Origin of the sequence: Flavobacterium pygoscelis, assembly GCF_023162025.1 — a bacterium.
Classification (GTDB): domain Bacteria; phylum Bacteroidota; class Bacteroidia; order Flavobacteriales; family Flavobacteriaceae; genus Flavobacterium; species Flavobacterium pygoscelis.
On record NZ_JALNUB010000010.1, the window covers coordinates 1 to 20,019 of the forward strand.

Annotated in this window: 19 protein-coding genes; 10 read left to right on the top strand and 9 right to left on the bottom strand. The window is 30.1% G+C overall.

All coding sequences use genetic code 11. The features are described 5' to 3' along the window. Positions 1-247 precede the first annotated feature (247 nt). The 7 genes from MW871_RS13830 (at position 248) to MW871_RS13860 (ending at position 6,279) form a co-directional block, all read left to right on the top strand. Complete coding sequence (locus MW871_RS13830; protein WP_248429061.1) at positions 248-859, top strand: hypothetical protein; 612 nt, start codon at positions 248-250, stop codon at positions 857-859. A 174-nt stretch (positions 860-1,033) separates the two neighbouring features. Further along, complete coding sequence (locus MW871_RS13835; protein WP_248429062.1) at positions 1,034-1,573, top strand: helix-turn-helix domain-containing protein; 540 nt, start codon at positions 1,034-1,036, stop codon at positions 1,571-1,573. An 88-nt stretch (positions 1,574-1,661) separates the two neighbouring features. Further along, on the top strand, positions 1,662-2,576 hold the full coding sequence (locus MW871_RS13840) for a hypothetical protein (RefSeq protein ID WP_248429063.1): 915 nt from the start codon (positions 1,662-1,664) through the stop codon (positions 2,574-2,576). A 202-nt stretch (positions 2,577-2,778) separates the two neighbouring features. Continuing rightward, positions 2,779-3,795: a serine hydrolase domain-containing protein gene (locus MW871_RS13845; RefSeq protein WP_248429064.1), complete on the top strand. Its 1,017-nt coding sequence runs from the start codon at positions 2,779-2,781 to the stop codon at positions 3,793-3,795. Positions 3,796-3,932: 137 nt separating this feature from the next. Then, on the top strand, positions 3,933-4,451 hold the full coding sequence (locus tag MW871_RS13850; protein ID WP_282454610.1) for a GNAT family N-acetyltransferase: 519 nt from the start codon (positions 3,933-3,935) through the stop codon (positions 4,449-4,451). Between the two features lie 159 nt (positions 4,452-4,610). Beyond that, positions 4,611-5,264, top strand: coding sequence for a hypothetical protein (locus MW871_RS13855; protein ID WP_210646875.1), 654 nt, complete (start codon positions 4,611-4,613; stop codon positions 5,262-5,264). Between the two features lie 142 nt (positions 5,265-5,406). After that, complete coding sequence (locus MW871_RS13860; RefSeq protein ID WP_248429066.1) at positions 5,407-6,279, top strand: pepsin/retropepsin-like aspartic protease family protein; 873 nt, start codon at positions 5,407-5,409, stop codon at positions 6,277-6,279. 179 nt (positions 6,280-6,458) lie between these two features. Here the strand turns inward: MW871_RS13860 and bcp are convergent, their stop codons facing one another. After that, positions 6,459-6,911 carry a thioredoxin-dependent thiol peroxidase gene (gene bcp / locus MW871_RS13865; protein ID WP_188051616.1) on the bottom strand — a complete coding sequence of 151 codons (453 nt, stop codon included), beginning with the start codon at positions 6,909-6,911 and terminating at the stop codon, positions 6,459-6,461. A 233-nt stretch (positions 6,912-7,144) separates the two neighbouring features. Here bcp and MW871_RS13870 point away from each other — a divergent pair, with 233 nt between their 5' ends. Further along, the gene (locus MW871_RS13870) at positions 7,145-7,801 is read left to right on the top strand and encodes an endonuclease III domain-containing protein (protein ID WP_210646872.1); all 657 of its coding nucleotides are present in this window, start codon (positions 7,145-7,147) and stop codon (positions 7,799-7,801) included. Between the two features lie 66 nt (positions 7,802-7,867). Here MW871_RS13870 and MW871_RS13875 read toward each other — a convergent pair whose 3' ends face one another. Beyond that, positions 7,868-8,011 (bottom strand): hypothetical protein, encoded by a 144-nt coding sequence (locus MW871_RS13875; RefSeq protein ID WP_188051614.1) that lies wholly within the window; start codon positions 8,009-8,011, stop codon positions 7,868-7,870. 53 nt (positions 8,012-8,064) lie between these two features. Then, positions 8,065-8,649 (bottom strand): RNA polymerase sigma factor, encoded by a 585-nt coding sequence (locus tag MW871_RS13880; protein ID WP_188051613.1) that lies wholly within the window; start codon positions 8,647-8,649, stop codon positions 8,065-8,067. Between the two features lie 570 nt (positions 8,650-9,219). Here MW871_RS13880 and uvrA point away from each other — a divergent pair. Then, the gene (gene uvrA, locus MW871_RS13885) at positions 9,220-12,009 is read left to right on the top strand and encodes an excinuclease ABC subunit UvrA (protein WP_248429067.1); all 2,790 of its coding nucleotides are present in this window, start codon (positions 9,220-9,222) and stop codon (positions 12,007-12,009) included. Between the two features lie 55 nt (positions 12,010-12,064). Here the strand turns inward: uvrA and MW871_RS13890 are convergent, their stop codons facing one another. The 6 genes from MW871_RS13890 to MW871_RS13915 form a co-directional block, all read right to left on the bottom strand. Next, complete coding sequence (locus MW871_RS13890; protein ID WP_248429068.1) at positions 12,065-12,862, bottom strand: DUF3575 domain-containing protein; 798 nt, start codon at positions 12,860-12,862, stop codon at positions 12,065-12,067. 38 nt (positions 12,863-12,900) lie between these two features. Next, positions 12,901-13,194 carry a hypothetical protein gene (locus tag MW871_RS13895; protein ID WP_210646869.1) on the bottom strand — a complete coding sequence of 98 codons (294 nt, stop codon included), beginning with the start codon at positions 13,192-13,194 and terminating at the stop codon, positions 12,901-12,903. Between the two features lie 129 nt (positions 13,195-13,323). Beyond that, the gene (locus tag MW871_RS13900) at positions 13,324-14,784 is read right to left on the bottom strand and encodes a lipopolysaccharide biosynthesis protein (RefSeq protein WP_248429069.1); all 1,461 of its coding nucleotides are present in this window, start codon (positions 14,782-14,784) and stop codon (positions 13,324-13,326) included. A gap of 27 nt (positions 14,785-14,811) precedes the next feature. After that, on the bottom strand, positions 14,812-16,104 hold the full coding sequence (locus tag MW871_RS13905) for a glycosyltransferase family 4 protein (protein ID WP_248429070.1): 1,293 nt from the start codon (positions 16,102-16,104) through the stop codon (positions 14,812-14,814). Positions 16,105-16,201: 97 nt separating this feature from the next. Beyond that, positions 16,202-18,613 (bottom strand): YfhO family protein, encoded by a 2,412-nt coding sequence (locus MW871_RS13910; RefSeq protein ID WP_248429071.1) that lies wholly within the window; start codon positions 18,611-18,613, stop codon positions 16,202-16,204. A 48-nt stretch (positions 18,614-18,661) separates the two neighbouring features. Beyond that, on the bottom strand, positions 18,662-18,931 hold the full coding sequence (locus MW871_RS13915; RefSeq protein WP_188051606.1) for a DUF4834 family protein: 270 nt from the start codon (positions 18,929-18,931) through the stop codon (positions 18,662-18,664). Between the two features lie 122 nt (positions 18,932-19,053). Here MW871_RS13915 and MW871_RS13920 point away from each other — a divergent pair, with 122 nt between their 5' ends. Continuing rightward, positions 19,054-20,010, top strand: coding sequence for a transporter (locus MW871_RS13920; protein ID WP_248429072.1), 957 nt, complete (start codon positions 19,054-19,056; stop codon positions 20,008-20,010). The last annotated feature ends 9 nt before the right edge of the window (positions 20,011-20,019 follow it).

Here is a 20,019-nt window from a genome sequence, read left to right on the forward strand (position 1 = left end):
CAATCTAAATAACAGACCAAGAAAGGTTTTGGGTTTCAAAACACCTAATCAAATGAGAAGCGAAGAAATCAACAAAATGAATCACACAAAGGCTTAAGTTTGGAAATAACTTTTGGCTTCTTAAAAAGCCAAAAAAGTTATTCTAAAATTAAGCACATAATCTAAGAAAAATACTAAATTTGATTAATTAAAAAAAAATAACATTGTTGCGCTAGACCCTTGAATCCGCCACAGAGAAATATTAAAAATGAAAAAATATATTTTAACAATATTCTTATTTAGCTTTTGCCTAATTTGGTCTCAAAAATCAAAATCTCTAAAAAATCAGAAAGTATATCTAAAAGAAGCACAAGAATCTCTTAATAAATCAGATAATGCGAGTGCAATAGGATTTTACATATATGTTTATGAACTAAATCCAAATAATGATTTAGGGAAAATTGCAAAAATAAAAACAGATTCTTTAAAATCGGTACCAAGAAAAAAGTATATAGAAAGTATTATTGGTAAATGGAATCTAAATAGAACTGGTTCAAATTGGGGGTTCGAAAACTATAAAGATTCATTAAATAATCAAATATTAATTATTGAAAAAAACAAACTTATCTTTTTCAATCAAAACAAATCTACAAAGGAATTAAAACTAGTAAAATCTGAAGATTTAATTTTTTTCACATCAGTAAATGAAGATAATTACTCAAATGAGTTATTATTTTCAGACAATGAAATTTGGAGTTTTAGCATAAATAAAAATAATTCTGAATTAATACAATTTTATTCAGGACAAAAAACTGAAAACGGAAGAACTGAAATGGTTTGTGGAAATTCTGAATTATATTATACAAGATTAGAAGACTAATAAATGCATCGTCCAACAGCCCTTACAAGATATTTGGGAATTAGACTAAATTTTAAGATGGTTTTGTACTTGGAAAACTTGTGCATAATGGAAAAATCTCGCATCTTTAATCCCATATAACTTGTAGCGCCAAGACGTTAGCAGAAAGTTTACAAAATCGCAACAAATCGACAAATGAAGACAATTGTTCAACAATTAAGAAAAGAAAAAAACTTAACGCAAACTGAACTTGCTGAAAAAAGTGGGCTTTCCTTGCGAACAATCCAGCGAATTGAAGCTGGAAATATTCCAAAAGGATTTACATTAAAAACACTTGTAAAAACTTTTGAAATCGAGCCTGAAAAATTAATTTCTGCCAAAGAAATCACAAAAATAGACAGAGCAAAATTAATTAATCTTTCCTCTTTAATGGGACTTGTACTACCATTTGGTGGTGTTATATTTCCATTAATATTAACAAACAAAACCAGCGACCAAAAAAATAAAGAGCTTGGCAAAAACATCGTAAGTGTGCAAATTATATTAACCGTTTTGCTTTCGTTTTCGCTTATCATAAGTCCATTTATTCAAAAGGAATTATCGCTTAGTTTTCCACTCTTTTTAATCCCATTACTTACAATTATTTCTTTAAAATTAATGATCATCATCATAAATGGCATTAGTTTAAATAAAAAAGAAGATTTAAATAAGATTTTGAAAATCAATTATTTATAAATTTTGTCGTGTAATTGACATAAAATTGGCATATCGTTTTTTCAAAAAATATGGTTTTATAAATAGACTTTTGTAGAAAAGTAATCTTATGAAAATTTTAAAGAAAATCGTGCTCGTTTTTTTGGTTGTTTTGGTTTTAGGTTTGCTCGGTGCCTATATTTATTTTGACCAAAAATTCACACCCGAAAAAAATTACCTAACTGTAGAAAACGAAAGTGGAAATATCCCTTTTACTTGGCTGGGTAATTATAAAAATGTGCTGTTACTTCCAATTCATTTCCCAAATGACACAGCAACTTATTATTTGCAATTTGACACAGGTTCACCATCAACTGTTTTTTATTCAAAAGCAATTGATAAGCTAACGCAAATTAATGTAAATCAGGAACGAGCAAAAACAATATTTTACATTGGAAAATCCAAAATAATATCGGACAAGTTCCAAATTTTGAATATTGGTAATAATGATGATAAAAATGACACTTTAAAAATTATTGGAACAATTGGAGCAGATATTTTAGAAAATCGCAAAACCGTAATAAATTTCAAGGAAAATTACATTGCATTAAATCTATCAAATGAACCAACTCAATTTCAAGGAAAATTGTTTAATTTTAAATTCAAAAAAAGAAAAATTATATTTCGTGGTTTGTTAAATGGAACTGAAGAAAAATTTTTGTTTGACTCGGGAACAAGTGCTTACGAATTGCTAACAAACAAAGAAATTTGGGAAAAGCTGAAACTTCCAAATTCAAAAATCAACATCGAAAAATCAAAATCTTGGGATAAAGTCTTGACAACTTACACCGCAAATTGCAACCAAAATATTCAATTTTGCGACAAAAAAATAAAATTAACCAATGTTACCTATGTAGAAGGATTTTCACAAACTCAATATTCGATTATGAAATTTTCGGGAATGACAGGAATGTTGGGCAACAAAATATTTTTAAATAATTGTTTGTACATTGACTGCATCGAAAATAAAATTAGAATAGAATAAAAAACCTCTGCTAACAGCAGTTTTAAGAGATTTGGGCATTTGGCTGAATTTAAAGATGGTTTTGTAGTTGGAAAATTTGTGTTTAACGGAAAAATCTCGCATCTTTATTCACAAACCTCTTGTAGATCAAAGATGTATGCAAGTTTTTAGAATGTATTTATATCAAATCCTCAAAATTCAAATAAAAAATATTTATAAAACTATGAAAAACAATAAAGGTTCCTTTTTAATTGTAATTCTCATTGTGATGTTAATAAATAATTTATCGGCACAAAATAACAAAGTAAATCAAATTGATTCGATAATGAATAAATATTATCAAAACGGAACTTTTAATGGAAATGTACTTATTTCAAAAAATAACAAATTAATATATAATAATTCATTCGGGTATTGTGATGAAACTAAAACAACAAAATTAACCACTGATTATAGATTTAATATTGGTTCGATAACAAAAGAATTTAGTGCTGTTGCTCTATTAAAGTTGCAGGAACAAGCAAAATTGAATTTGGACGATAAGGTTTCAAAATTTATTCCAGAATTACCAAAATGGTCAAATGAGGTTGCCATTAAGGACTTACTAAAATATACAAGTGGCATACCAGACGTAAATTGGAAAAAAATAAAAAACGACAAAGATCTTTTTGAAGATTTAAAAATAATCGACAGTCTTGACTTTATACCCGGAACAAATTACGATTACAATAACAATAATATCTTTTTACGGCACTTTATTGTGGAAAGAGTAAGTGGAATCTCTTATAAAGAATATGTAGAAAAATTCATATTTAAACCTTGCAAAATGAATTCCTCATTAATGACCCCTTTTGAAAATGAGCATAATATTGCCAAGGGATTTAATAGTAATCTAATAAGAGATAAAAAAGATTTACCAATTACAGGTGGAATTTATATAACTACAATTGATTTATTAAAATGGGCAAATTTACTACACTCTGGTAAAATAATAAATAAAAAATCTCTTTATGAAATTGGTCAAAGTTTTAATTCAGAAGAAACACAATCAGCTTTAGGTAATGCAATATACAAAAATCAAAATTTAATTTTACATTCCCATCACGGAAGAGTTGGAAATTATGAAGCATTATTAATTTCAGATATTGATGAAAAATTCACAATAGTTTTGCTTGACAATAATTATAAAGGCAAAATTTTTGAAATATCAGAAGCAATTATAACAATCTTAAAAAAATAGCATATTAGAACGACTTTTTTATGAAAAATAAAATTTAACATAATTAAAGCAATTAATAAAGTTATTATTTAATAAGGGAAAAGTCTCTGATTAAACTCAACAATGTCAATATCATATTATAAATCATTCAAAAAAAAATGCTAAAACTTTTAACAAAAAGATTAATTCTAATTCCTTTTACGATAGAAATATGTGAAACCATTTTGAAATCAGATTTTAGAAATTTAGACTCACTAAAATTAAATAGAGCCTTTGGTTGGCCGGATGCAGAAGTTCTTGAAACTTTACCAAAAATCATTGACAATTTATCTAGAGTAGAAAAACCTACGGGATTTGAATCTTGGATGATTATCAAAAAAGAAAATTATGAAATAATTGGAGATCTAGGATTTAAAGGCTTTAATCCTCACGATAATAATATAGACCTTGGCTATGGTATTATTGAGGAAGAACAAAAAAAAGGATACGCTCTTGAAGCAACAAATGAACTTATTGCTTGGGCTTTTTTAAATCCAATTGTAAAAGAAATTACTGCTAGATGTTTAATGGAAAATGAGGCGTCTATTCATTTACTAAAAAAATTAAATTTTAAAATAATAAAACAAGATAAAGAAATGATTTATTGGTGTTTGCCAAAATTTTCTTTTAACTATTAAAATTAAATACTATCAACCTCAAAAAAAATAGTAATAACTATTTTAATCATTTTTTATCTTAATACTAAATTTTTCTTACAATAATAAATTCCTTTAGATTATATTTGAATGAAAATCTCTGATTTTTAATCTATTAATCATTTTTTAAAAAGTAATAAAATGAAAAAAAATATTGGAATATTCATTGTTTCATTTCTTATTTTTTCCTGTAACAATTCTGCCAAAAAAGAGCAATCTGAGGGAAAGGTAATTGATAGCTTACCCAAAATAGAAAATAAATCAGATGCTAAAATTAAAACAAATGTTGATTTTAAAATTGATGACATTGCTGAATCTACTGCTGAACTTGGTGTTTTTCCCTATATAAATCCACCAGAAAATTATACTTATGGTTACGACAAAAATATTAATAAAAAAGACATACGAGATTTTGATAGAGAATATTTTGCAGTTGCGGGCAAATTAATTCCTGTTGATGGAAAAACTTTTAAATCGACTATAGAGAAAGATAGAAGTGATGGAAAAAGATTTAATAGTTTACTAGTTGGAAAAAACTTTGAAGAAGCAATTTTAGATTTAGGTGGTGTTAATGTTAATAACGTAACGGTTCCAAAATCAGAAATTGAAAGAATTGGCAACACAGAATTAATAGACAAACATTATGGGTTTTCTATCGATTATAACTTATTAGATGCAATCAAGACATATATAATTAAAACCAAAGACAAAGAAATTTGGATTCAATATTATCTATTAAATGATGAAAGTGGTGCTATAACAATTTTAGAAAAAAATACCAATAAAAAAACTTAAAATTTAAAAACAACACTTTTAGAAGATTGATAAATAACAGAATAAATGTCTAAAATTAGACAAACCACTAGATCTTTTTGATGGCAAAATAGCAGTATAATTACTTACAGCTCATAAAAAAATAAGACAAATAAATAAAAAGATGAAAACTATATTGTTTGTTATTCCACTACTGTTATGTAACAGCATTTTTGGACAAAATTTACACACTAGTGATACTATTGCAATGGGTCTTAATGAGTATAACACCATTTTTATAAAAGCTATTTTTAACCACAAAGACACTTTAAATTTAAATTTTGATACTGGAACAACAGAACTCGTTTTAACAAATGATGTTCTGAATAATAAAGTGAAGACAAAACCAGAACTTTATAACACATTGTACGATTTACAAATAGGAAATACTACTTACAAAACTAAAGTTTATGATGCCGAATTAGCAGGACATGGAACTGAAGGAAGATTTGGCTGGGATTTTTTTAAAGGAAAAGTTGTTGAAATTAATTACGATAAAAAGTATTTGATTATACACTCTTTGATGCCATCTTATGCATTGTTGGATTCTAACTTCACTTCACTAAAAATGGAGTTTTACAAAACTTTATTTTTTGTGTCAAGTGAAATAAAGCAGAGTAAAAAAATGGTAAAAGACCTTTTTCTATTCGATACTGGATTTGAAAGAACGCTTATGTTAGACCATAATCTCTTGCAAGCAGCTCACTTTCCTATTACAAAAATGAGATTTATAAAAAAAATAGTGATGAAAGGCGCACAAGGAAACGAAATAGTGGTAACTACTTCAAACCTGAATCGTTTTAAAATAGGAAAATACGAACTCAAAGATATTCCTGTTCAGATCACAACTGCACAAAAACCAGTCTGGGACAAAAATGTACACGTTTTAGGAAATGAAATTTTAAAACAGTTCACGATTTTACTTGATTTTCAAAATAACCTCGTATTGATGAAACCTAATACTTTATTCAATGATCCGTATATTGACCAAAAATAAATCAAGTTGTATGATAAAGGAATTTGACCTTTTGTATTAATAGTGGTTTTAGAGTTTAATGAAAGTACTATTTTTAAGTTTTTAATTGTAATTAAAATACGTTTTAAATCTTAAAAAGTATTCAATTAATACAAACCTCGCTTGTTTTTTTTAAACGAGGTTTTGCTAATTTCAGTTAATTAATCTAAAATTTGTGCTGCATGTTCTTTTGTCTTAACTTTTTCTATGACAGAATCAATAATTCCATTTTCATCAATAACAAAAGTGGTTCTGTGAATACCATCATATTCTTTGCCCATAAATTTTTTAGGACCCCAAACACCAAATGCTTCAATCACAGACTTATCTTCGTCTGCTAAAAGAGGGAAAGGAAATTCATACTTCTCTTTAAATTTTAATTGCGCTTTTGAAGAATCGGCACTAACACCCAGTAATTCATAATTGTTTGCTTGAAAACGTTCGAAATTATCTCTTAAATCACATGCTTCGGCTGTACATCCTGGTGTGCTTGCTTTAGGATAAAAGAAAACTACTAATTTTTTTCCCGCATAATCCGATAATTTATGCAATTGACCATCTTGATCTAATCCGGAGAAATTAGGGGCTTTATCTCCTTTTTTTAATGTTGTCATATATTTTTATTTTAAATTATTTATAAATTCTTTCTGTATTGTGTACTTGCCCCAGATGGCACTGAAAAGCCCGGATTGAAAAAAACTATTTTTTCTTGTTTATAAAGAGCGACCGACAGGAAGCTCCTTTATAAATTTAGAAAAAAAGTTTTATGAAGGAGAACTTGTAAGGAACAGCTGGATTAGGCACATCGTAAAAATTACACTATTTTTACAGTGCTAAAAATACAAAAATGAACAAACAGGAACGGGTAACTTTTGTTATAAATACGTTAAAAGAATTATATCCAACCATTCCGGTGCCACTTGATCATAAGGATCCTTATACGTTGTTGATTGCGGTTTTATTGTCAGCACAATGTACTGATGTTCGCGTCAATCAGATTACTCCATTGCTATTTGAAAAGGCAGATAATCCGTATGATATGATTAAAATGTCTGTAGAGGAAATTAAGGAAATCATTCGGCCTTGCGGTTTATCACCTATGAAATCTAAGGGAATTCATGGTTTATCTCACATTTTGATTGACAAGCATGATGGGAAAGTACCTCAAAGTTTTGAGTTTTTAGAAGAATTGCCAGCTGTTGGTCATAAAACGGCTAGTGTGGTGATGTCTCAAGCTTTTGGAGTACCTGCTTTTCCGGTTGATACACACATTCATCGATTGATGTATCGATGGAATTTGACTAATGGAAAAAATGTGGTTCAAACAGAAAAAGATGCCAAACGAATCTTTCCAGAAGAAATATGGAATGATTTACACTTGCAGATTATTTGGTATGGAAGAGAATATTCGCCCGCGCGTGGCTGGGATTTAGAGAAAGATATTATTACTAAAACCATTGGAAGAAAAACAGTTTTAGACCAATATTATAAAAAAAATAAATAAAAAAATCCCAATATTTAAACTTGAAAATATTGGGATTTTTTATCTAATTAATACGTAATTAAGTATTTAATTAGAAATAATTTCGAAACTTTTATTATCAATTTTTACTATGCTTAATGCTTTAGAATAGCTTAATAAAAAAGAAACTGTTTCTTCACTAGGTTTCATTACTTTTGAAACTAATGCTTTTTTTGAGTAAATTTTTGCCATATCGTAATCCCTATTTGCTTTTATATAACAACGCAGGTCACTAAAATATATTGTTAATTGGTCAAAATAATTTGGTGTTTATCAATCACTTTTCTCAAATTCATCAGTGCATAACGCATTCTTCCTAATGCAGTATTGATGCTAACTCCCGTAGATTCTGAAATTTCTTTGAAACTCATATCCTGATACATACGCATCACTAAAACCTCTTTCTGGTCAATAGGAAGTTCTTCTATTAGTTTTTTGAGATCAATTTCTACTTGATCAGCAATGATTTTGTTTTCGATATTCATAGCATCATCAGACATAATAGAGAAAATAGAAAATTCTTCAGTTTCTCTATACAAAGGCATTTTTTTGTTTTTACGAAAATGATCTACTACTAAATTATGAGAAATACGCATTACCCAAGGTAAAAATTTACCTTCCTCATTATACGAATTTGATTTTAAGGTTTTAATTACTTTGATGAAAGTATCTTGAAAAACATCGTTAGTAATGTCTTTATCTGCTATTTTAGAATAAATGAATCCGTAGATTTTTGACTGGTGCCTTTTTATTAGTGTAGCTAAGGCATCCTCATTACCTGCAACATATTCCTTAACTAATGTCGCGTCTGGAAGTTGTATATTAACCATAATAATACTTTTTAGTTTTTAATTAAAATTGGTAGATTGCTCTAAAAAGTAGTTTTTGATTATAGGCTTTGTTTATTTGGGTTATTGTGTGGGCAAATTTAACTAATTATTATTTGAAGAAGCAAGTAATGTTAAAAAAATTTAACATATTAAAATTATAATTTGTTACATTAGCTCTTACTCCTTTTCGACTGATCTAGGATTTTTTAATTTTTCAATGATACTGTAACTTAAGCTAAATTAGGCACATTAAAAAAAGGGCTAAAATAATTATTGATTATCAGAGAATTAAATTCACCCTTTATCATAGTTCTGGTTTACATTATAAATATTTTAGTATCAAGAAAAGTAAAAAGCAGTTATCGGAATAAGAAAATGAAAGTTGTGGGTTTTAATGGTTTTTGTTTAATTATTATTTTTAAAAAATTAGAATTTATTTTTTTAATGGTAAATACAAATACCTCACACCAAAAAAAGAGTATTTCCTCCCTACTTTAATCATTATTTGTGATTTGTTCATTCCTCTTTCTCTGTTTAAAATTGTTTACTTTTGTAAAAATTATCATTTTTATGCAAGTTGACCTTTCTAAATTAGATCCAAAGAAAAATATCATTATAAAAGGAGCACAAGTACATAACTTAAAAAATGTAGATGTTGCGATTCCTAGAAATAAATTAGTTGTTATTACTGGACTTTCAGGTTCAGGAAAATCAAGCTTGGCATTTGATACGCTTTATGCCGAAGGACAACGTCGATATGTAGAAAGCTTATCTTCTTACGCGCGACAATTCTTGGGAAGATTAGACAAACCAAAGGTAGAATACATAAAAGGAATTGCTCCAGCTATTGCTATCGAACAGAAGGTAAATACAACCAATGCGCGTTCTACTGTAGGAACCTCTACAGAAATCTACGATTATATAAAACTACTTTTTGCTCGAATTGGAAGAACGTATTCCCCTGTTTCTGGTCGAGAAGTCAAAAAAAATACGGTAACAGATGTTGTTTCTGACGTAAAAACTTTTGAATTAGACAGCAAATGGTTACTCCTCGCTCCTATTCATTTAGAAGAAGGAAGAAAATTAGAAGACAAGCTAAAAGTTCTTTTGCAGCAAGGTTTTGCAAGAATTTTAGTAAATAACGAAATGGTTCGCTTAGATGATTTACCCGAATCATTACATAAAAAAGAAATACTTTTAATTATTGACAGAATTGTAGTTAAGGAAGAAGAAGAGTTTTATAATCGTCTTGCCGATGCCGTACAAACTGCTTTTTTTGAAGGCAAAGGAATTTGTTATTTACAGGAATTAAACGCTGATAAAAAATACTCCTATTCTAATAATTTTGAAATGGATGGCATTACTTTCTTGGAGCCAAATGTTCATTTATTCAGTTTTAATAATCCCTATGGAGCTTGTCCGGTTTGCGAAGGCTACGGAAATATTATAGGAATTGATGCCGAATTAGTAGTTCCTAATACTACTTTATCGGTTTTTGAAAATGCCATTTTTCCATGGCGTGGTGAAAGCATGAGTTGGTTTAGAGATGAATTGGTAAATAACGCTTATAAATTTGATTTTCCGATTCACAAACCTTTCTTTCAGTTATCTGAAGATCAAAAAGAATTAATTTGGACTGGAAATGAATATTTTCAAGGATTAAATGGCTTTTTTAAGGAATTAGAAGAAAAAAATTACAAAATACAAAATAGGGTAATGCTCTCTCGTTATCGCGGTAAAACCAAATGCTATTCTTGTAAAGGAAAGCGCTTGAGAGTGGAAGCATCCTATGTAAAAATCAATTCAAAAACAGTTTCAGATTTGGTAGACTTACCAATCAAGCATTTGGTTCGCTTTTTTGAAAGTATCGATTTAGATGTTTATGAAAAACAAATTGCCAAACGTTTATTGCTAGAAATAAACAATAGATTATCGTTTCTAACCGAAGTAGGATTGGATTATCTAACACTAAATAGAAATTCTGCAACGCTTTCTGGTGGAGAATCACAACGTATTAATCTAGCCACTTCATTAGGAAGTAGTTTGGTGGGTTCGATGTATATTCTAGACGAACCTAGCATTGGTTTACACCCAAAAGACACAGAGCGATTGATAAAAGTATTGCTTTCTTTAAGAGATTTAGGAAATACAGTTATCGTGGTAGAACACGATGAAGACATTATGAAAGCAGCCGACATGATTATCGATATTGGTCCAGAAGCAGGAACTTTAGGAGGTAATCTTGTCGCTCAAGGCACATTTGAAGAAATTCTAAAATCGACTTCATTAACCGCAAAATATTTAAATGGAGACTTAGAAATTTCTGTTCCTAAAAAACGAAGATTATTTAAAAACTATATTGAAATAAAAGGAGCGAGAGAAAATAATCTTCAAAATATAGATGTTACTTTCCCTTTAGATGTTTTAACAGTAATTACTGGAGTTTCTGGAAGTGGAAAAAGTACCTTGATTAAGAAAATTTTGTTTCCAGCCATGCAGAAAAAATTGGATAATATAGGCGAAAAAGCGGGTCAATTCACTGAAATAACTGGTTCTTTTTCTCAAATTAAACATATTGAATATGTAGATCAAAATCCTATTGGTCGCAGTTCACGCTCTAATCCGGTTACGTATATCAAAGCCTATGATGACATTAGAGAATTGTATGCAAGAGAAAAACTATCAAAAATAAGAGGATATCAGGCCAAACACTTTTCCTTTAATGTAGATGGTGGGCGTTGTGAAACTTGCAAAGGAGAAGGTTCTATAAACGTAGAAATGGTCTTTATGGCCGATGTACAATTGCCTTGTGAAACCTGCAACGGAAAAAGATTTAAAAAAGAAGTACTAGAAGTTAATTTTGAAGGCAAAAATATACACGATATTCTTACGATGACTGTTGATGATGCTATTGCTTTCTTTATCGCTAACAAGCAAGCTAAAATCATTCAGAAATTACAACCGCTTCAAGATGTTGGATTAGGATATGTACAATTAGGACAATCTTCCTCAACACTTTCTGGTGGTGAAGCACAGCGCATTAAACTAGCCTCTTTCTTAGTAAAAGGAGCCACCAAAGACAAAGCACTTTTTGTTTTTGATGAGCCTACAACTGGATTGCATTTTCATGACATCAAGAAATTACTAACCTCTTTTGATGCTTTAATAGAGAAAGGACATTCTATTATTGTTATTGAACATAACCTTGATCTTATAAAATGTGCCGACTGGCTGATTGATCTAGGACCGGAAGGAGGAGAAAATGGAGGTCAATTATTAGCCGTTGGAACTCCTGAAGAAGTTGCAAAGAATAAGAAGTCTGTTACTGGAACCTATTTGAAAGCAGTATTAAAGAAATAAAAAAAAGCCGATAAATACAAAATGATTTATCGGCTTTTTTTATGTTATGTATTAATTAGAATCTGTATCCTAAGCTTAAACCGCTTCGAACTCCGCCCCATGGTCCACTGATGTTAATTGTAGCCCCGTTTGCATTAGCTTTAGCTTTAATATCTCCTAAAGGAAGATCAATATCGTCAAGTTCTCTTTGAAGTTCTGATTGCTCATAAGGTGTCAATAATCTATCTGTTTTTCCAACAAAATCACCTTTTGAAGTACCGTAATGTGGTCCTACGATCCACCAGTCAAGAATAATGTGTTTTCCTAAATTAAACTGAGCTCCAAACTGCAATCCAAAAGTATTTGCAGTAAGTTTACCTCCCATATCAATATCTTCTTTTTGAGTACTAAGATCACTATTATATTCAAAATTAATTCCTGAAATATCATATTTTAAGTGTCTGTAAAAAGGAGCAATGTAAAATCCTTTTCCGTATCCTTGTCCTAGATAAAAACGAATTTCTGGTGTAATTGCTGAATATCCTAACTCTGTATTGTTAAGCATTCCTTGGCCTTCACTGTTATTAGAAACTAGCTCGTTTAATTGTGATTTGAATGGTACAGCACCTTTATTTATAAAGCTATATCCAATTACAACTCCAATACGTTTAGTTAAACTTCTTTCGTACTGTAATTGAAAATTTTTGAATGCAAGACTAGTTAAACTAATTTTTACATTATTTTTTTTAGGTCCATCAACATCATCCTTCACTGAAACTAAAGAACTTGAAACAGCAGTTATTGAAGTAGTCTGCGAAAAAGCGATTGCAAAATTAAATAAAATTGCAATAATTGTAAGTAAAGTTTTTTTCATAAGTAAATGTTAAAAATATATAATTCGGCAAATATATATTAAAAACACTTCTCTTCAAAAGGATTTCCATCTTCGTCAATTGCGATCAGAATTTTCTTGGCTTTAGAGGAAACTTGACTAATGTAAATCCAAGCAATAGACCATAATCCGAGCGTTGCACAGAACATAAAAAAATTAGAAATATGATCTACTTTTTTCTTATTCTTCATTAAAATTGCATACGGTAATTTATCATTTCTTTCTAATACTACAAATCCACTGTTCATTTTGTTTGTTAGAATGGATGAAAATTTTCTTAAATCTTCATCAATTTTACTTTTAGTCCTTTTCATATTCTAGCAGATATTTTATGTCTTTTTTTCTTAGTAAAGCTATTTCTAGCTCTTACAAATTTAAAGGCAAATTTAAAATCCTACAATACCCACTTTTAGTGATATTTGAGTTTTAAAAGGGATTAAAAACTATTTTATTTTTTTTAGAACGGAGTCAATAGCGTTATTAATTTCTTTAGAAACAACAAATTTATAATTAATGTAGACATACAAAACAGTTACTAAAATTGATTTTAATCCTATTGAAATTATCGGATTAAAGGGAAATTCCCAGAAGTAAAACAATAAAAACAACAGAAAAGTAATTCCAAGAGAATGTAAAGTTTGAAGTGTAAAAGGGAATAAATGCAGTCGTTTAACCACAAAGAGCAACTTGGCTAAACTGTATAAAGTTATAGATAATAAAGTTGCAAAAGCACAACCCATAATACCATACATAGGAATAAATAACATATTTAAGCCAATTGCCACTGCCACTAAAAGAACTCCTAGAAATAATACCGCTCTGTAATATTTAGTATTAAAAATAATAGCATTATTATTTCCTAGAATCAGATCAAAGTATTTTGATATTCCGATCATAAATACTACTAAAATTCCACCACTATATTCCTTAGGAACCATTTCGTACAATTGATTTATATTGACAAATATGCCTAACATAACATAACCGCCAACTACTTGCAGATTAATAGAGGTTTTTTTATACAGACCATTTAGCTCTTTAAACTTATTATCGTGCATTAATTTGGCTGTAATAGGATATACAATTTGATGCATCGCTCGACTCGGGACTGAAATTACTAACGCGATAAAAGTAGCGATTGAATAAAAAGCAATATTATCGATAATCATATACTGGTTGAGCATTATTTTGTCTCCATCCAATAATAAATTAGCCACACTTCCTGACAAAATAATATAAAAAGTATATGTCAATATATCTTTAGTATTTTTGGGGAGTGCCAATTGAAAAGTTGGTTTTTGAATTCGAAAAGCATATAACATAGTGACTACAAATGCCAAGAAATACAATCCAGCAGTTGCATAAACAAAACCTTCAACGCTCATCCAATCGAAATAAACGCCAATTAATAGAACTAAAGAAAATAGTCTTAAACCTACTTCTTTTATAAAATTACCAAAAACAGAGTGCATGTGAACTCTTGCCCAAGCATAAAATATTTCGAAATAGGCCATACATAAGCCAATAAAAGGAATCAACCAAACATAATTTTTGACAATTTCATTCTTTTTTGAAAGAAAGAACAATATTTCGTCATAAAAATAAAGTGCTGTTAAAACCATTGGTACTATAACCACTAATGGAAATAATACAGTAAAAGATAAAAACCGAGATTTTTCAACATCGGTTTCATACTGAGAATAAAATTTAACTAGAGTATTTTGCATACCAATGGCAAACAAAGGCATTATCACATTAGCGCAAGAAGTAATATAATTTGTTAAACCATAAAAAGTAGCACCCAAAAGTACCGGGTATAAATAAAGCGTATTTATGGCTCCAATCCCAAAACCCAAATAAGTAATTATTGTATTCTTTAAAGATTGATTTAGTACGATTCCCATGAAAGGTTAAGGGTGTTAGGTTTGATATTAAAAAGGGGACTGAATCAGATGAGCCAGTTCTTTGGTTAAACTTTTTCTAGAATACTTTTGAAGTCCCACTCCATTTGATTGTAATTTCCCTTCTAAAAATTGATTATAAAAGTCTAAAATTACACTTTTTAACTTCATTTTTTCGGAATATTTCAAGAACACTCCGGTATTCGTATCGGTTATAATTCCTGCAAAATCAGAACCTTCAGGTCCAATAGCAACAATAGGTCTGTTAGAAACCATATATTCGAATAATTTGCCTGGAATAATACTTTTTGTATCCTCAGAGTCAATTTCTATCAACAATAAAACTTGCGATTTTCTTTGATGCGCTATGGCTTCTTTATGTGAAACGTATCCTAAATTATTTAAATAAAAATTTAAACCAAAATGAGTTATCGTTTCTAAAACCTCTTGGCTAACTGCACCAATTAATTTAATTTCTAAATGCGATTTGAAATCAGGTATTTCATGGACTAATTCTACTAAACTCTCCCATAAAATCAACGGATTTCGTTCCGATAGAAATGAACCAATATGAGCCAAACTGAATTTAGAATCTAAAGTCTGTTTCTCCACTTGTTCGGCATCATAACCATTTGTAATCACTGTAATTGGTCTTGCGGTAATTGCCTCAAATTCGGTTTTAGTAGTCTTGCTGGTTACAATAATCATGTCGGCTGAATTTAGAACTTGGTGTTCTAAAACTTTGTGTTTTTTTGCAGCAAAACTTGATAAACGCAACGATTTATGATAGCCAATAGTAGTCCATGGATCACGGAAATCAGCAAACCATTTTAGATCTAATTTCTGTTTTAATTCTAAACCAATAAGATGCAAACTATGCGGTGGCCCAGAAGTAATAATGGTATCAATATTATTTTGTACAATATATTTTTCTAAATAGGAAACAGAAGGTTTAACCCAAAACACACGGGCGTCTGGTATAAAAAGATTTCCTCGAATCCAAAGAAAGGTTTTGTCTAAAAAAGACTGTTTCTTTTGATTTGGAATAATGCCCGAGCTTATTTTTTTAGTTTTATTTTTGGAAAGAAATGAAGCCAGTTGATAGGGTTCGAATATTTTATTTCTTAGAATAATTGCTTTATCTGAAACTTCCTTTACCAAATTTTCGTCCACAATAGGATAAGTTGGATTTTCTGGTATATAAACAATAGGCTGAATTCCAAAATCTGGCAAATATTTCACAAATTTCAACCAACGTTGTACGCCAGGTCCTCCCGCAGGTGGCCAATAATAGGTTATTATAAGGATTTTTTTATTTTCCAAAAGTACATGGTCTATTAATATAATAAATGATTAAAGATTAACGAAGTTGGATTGTAGATTTAAGAAACCTTAAATCTACAATCGTTAATCAAAAATCCTAAATCTGAACTATTTTCTTTCTTTCAAAATAAACTCCTGCCACTAAAAGCAATAATATTCCAAAACCACTAACTAAAGTAATTGTACTTCCTGTTTGTATGACTTGAGGTTCAAATTTGAATTCTATTGTATGTTTTCCTGCTGGAATTTGCAATCCTCTTAGAACGTAATCTACTCGAATATGCTCTGTTTTCTTTCCATCGATATACGCATTCCATCCTTTTTTATAATACATTTCAGAAAAAACAGCTAAACCTTCGTTCGAATTATCTGACTTATATATTAAATGGTTGGGCTTGTAAGAATTCAAAGTAATTCTTGCTAGGCTATCTGTGGCGAAAGCCTTACCACTAATTTTAAAATCTTTATTATTGATAACAGCCACATTCTTAGAATCTAAACTGTCCAACGCTTTCATCTCTTGATCTGGAGAAGAAACGATTTTTACTTGACTCACAAACCAAGCATTCCCATTTGCATCTGGATTTACTGTTGGAAATTCATTTCCTTCTTTATCTCTTTGGATAACATACTTAACGTTAAGCATGCTTAGAATTTCGATATTGTTTTTAGCGATTTGATAATCTACTAATTGTTGCATTCTTCGAGGTCTAACAGCACTATAACCACCGATAGATTTATGAAAATAGGAAGCTCTTGCGCCTAACAAATCAGCTACTTCAAAAACTCTGTAATTAGAAGTATCTTTCAAAATCTGTGCATCTGCTGGTGTTTCAGTAAATGGCATTGTTACTTCACTACCTCTTACAAAATCTTTTGCAGAGACGTATTTTTTGTCCACAAAAAACAAATCAGAAACCATAATTAAACCAATAATTATAATAGCGGTTTTTTGAGCCAGTTTGTCTTTCATTGCAAACCACAAAATTCCTCCTGTCAATAGCATGAAGAATCCTGAACGCAATAAATCGGCACTGTATAAACTCATACGATCTAACTTAAGTGCCGCTACAAAATCAGGTCCGTAACTTTCTCTGTAAGCAGCATCACTGCCTCCAGAAAAACTAAACATACTTTTACTCAGGAATAGAATTATTATAATTCCTAAACCAAGAATTGCAGTTTCATATAGAGCTTTCCATTGTAGTTTTTTATCCAATTGAAAGTAGGATTGTAAACCCATGATAGCCAATACTGGAAAACACAACTCTAAAACAACTTGTATAGAAGAAACAGCCCTAAACTTATCATATAAAGGAATGTAATCTATAAAAAAGTTAGTCACAACAGGGAAGTTTTTCCCCCAAGAAAGAATTAATGCTATAATAGCTCCTGAAAGGAATACATATTTTATTTTACGTTGATCTATAAAAAAAGCCAAAATCGCTAGAAAGAAAACTACAGCCCCAATATATGCGGGAGCTGCTACGATAGGCTGATCTCCCCAATAGGTTGGCATTCCCGATACAAAATCAGTTGCTTGCGCTTCAGGAACTCCTTGGCCAATCATAAATTCGTACATATGACTGTCCTTGCCTACCGCTTCATTATTAGAACCTCCAAATAATCGTGGGGCAATCAAATTGAAACTTTCCATAATCCCATAACTATACTCCGTAATATAGTCTCTACTCATTGAACTTGTTGTTTCGTTCTTTGAGCCATTAGGATTAAAAGTCAATTCGCTTTTACCACGAATACTAAAATCGGTATATTCTGTTGTTGCTAATAAATTTGTAGCATTGGCGCCAATGGCAAAAATTCCAGCAACTGCCAATGTCCCCAAAGAATAAAGCATCGCTTTGTACTCTTTATCTTTTATTTGTTGATAGATGAAATAAGCGCAAAGTATCAATAAGAAAATTAGAAGGTAATACGTCATTTGAAAGTGATTCGCACTAATTTCTAATGCTGTCGCAAAAAGGGTAAGCAGACCTCCGAGAATATACTTTTTTTGAAAAACTAAAATAAAACCCGCAATAACAAGAGGCATGTAAGCAATAGCATGTGCCTTTGCATTATGCCCTACTCCGAGAATAATAATCATATAAGTGGATAATCCGAACGCTAAGGCTCCAAAAAAAGCTTTCAAAGGATCTACTTTAAGGACTAACATTAGTCCATAAAAACCTAAAAAATATAAAAATAAATAATCGGCAGGACGCGGCAAAAAACGCAATGCATCATCAATAGCACCTATGTAATCATGAGGATATTTAGCCCCCAATTGGTAGGTTGGCATACCGCCAAACGCAGAGTTTGTCCAATAAGGTTCCGCATTATCAGTAGCTCTAAAGTCATTTTGTTCTTTAGCCATTCCAGTATATTGCACAATATCTGATTGTGAAATTTGCTTTCCTTGCAATACAGGATAAAAATAGATTAAAGAAACCAATACAAAACCAAAAATGGCAAGTGCGTGCGGATAGAACTTATTTATTATTTTCAATTTAAAAAAAGTTTGAATTAAAGTATATTAGGTATTAAAACGGCAAACTTAATCTATTTCTTCGTAATCAACATAATCTCCAACTTTTTTGGTCTCGCGTGGATTTTTACTAGAGTTGCTATTGTATAAGATTTCCTCCTTAGTTTGAGTTTTTTGCCAAGTATCTTGTTGTTGCTGTTGCATATTTTGTCCTGCTTTTTCTACCACTTTTTTAACTAATAAAGGCAAAAACAACTTTGCCAAAAAGCGGAAAATATAGTAGAAAGCGATCATATAAAAAATTGCTTTTATAAAACCAGTAAAAGAAGCTGTTTGCATAAATATATTTTTTTTTTCAAAATTAATAAATCAAACGTTCAAAAGTAAGATATCATTCTTAAATAAATAATAAAATATAGTACATTTGAAAAGCATTGTTACTTTCTAATCTAAAAAACAATATGTCTAGAATTAAAATCACACTTTTGACTGCCTTTTTAATGTTTCCAATCCTACATTACGGGCAACATACGGATCAAATAAACTCTAATAGACCAGGTGAAACTATGTCTGCTTTTGCTGTTGGAAAATCAGTCATTCAAATAGAAACTGGAATTTACGGTATTAAACAAAATCATAGTCTTTTAAATTATGACGCCAATGGTTTCGGTTTAGACGCAACTTTAAGATGGGGTTTGTTCTTGGAAAATCTTGAATTGATTGCCGACATTCAATATCAAAATGAGAAATATACTTCTCTGTTTAAAAACACCAAGATAGCCGATTTTAAACAAACTGTTCTGGGAGCTAAATATTTGATTTACGATCCTTTTAAGAATTATGAAAAAAAGGTTAATCTTTACAGCTGGAAAGCAAATCACGGTTTCAACTGGCGTCAATTTGTGCCTGCATTCTCTATTTTTGCTGGTGCAAATGTAATCATGAAAGACAATCCTTACTCGTTTTCTCCCCAATCTAGTGTATCTCCAAAAATTATGTTAATTACTCAAAATCATTTTGGCGATGGTAAATGGGTTTTTGTAACCAATATTATTGGCGATTATATTACAACTGATTTTCCGAGTTATGGTTATGTGCTAACCCTTACTAGAGGATTTAATGACAACTGGTCTGGATTTATAGAAAATCAAGGTTTTAAGAGTGATTTTTATAGTGACGCAATCATAAGAGGTGGCGCTGCCTATTTAGTCAATAAAAACATGCAAATTGACGCATCAATTAGCTCGAGTCTAAAAAATACACCTTCTATACTTTATGGCGGAATTGGTCTTTCTTGGCGTTATGATGCAAAATACAAAGAAGTAAGAATGAAAATTGATACAGGAAATGCTGCCAATCCTGATATCAAAGGAGATAAAAAAGCAAAAAAAACACAAAAAAAAATAAAAAAAGGATAATTGAATTTT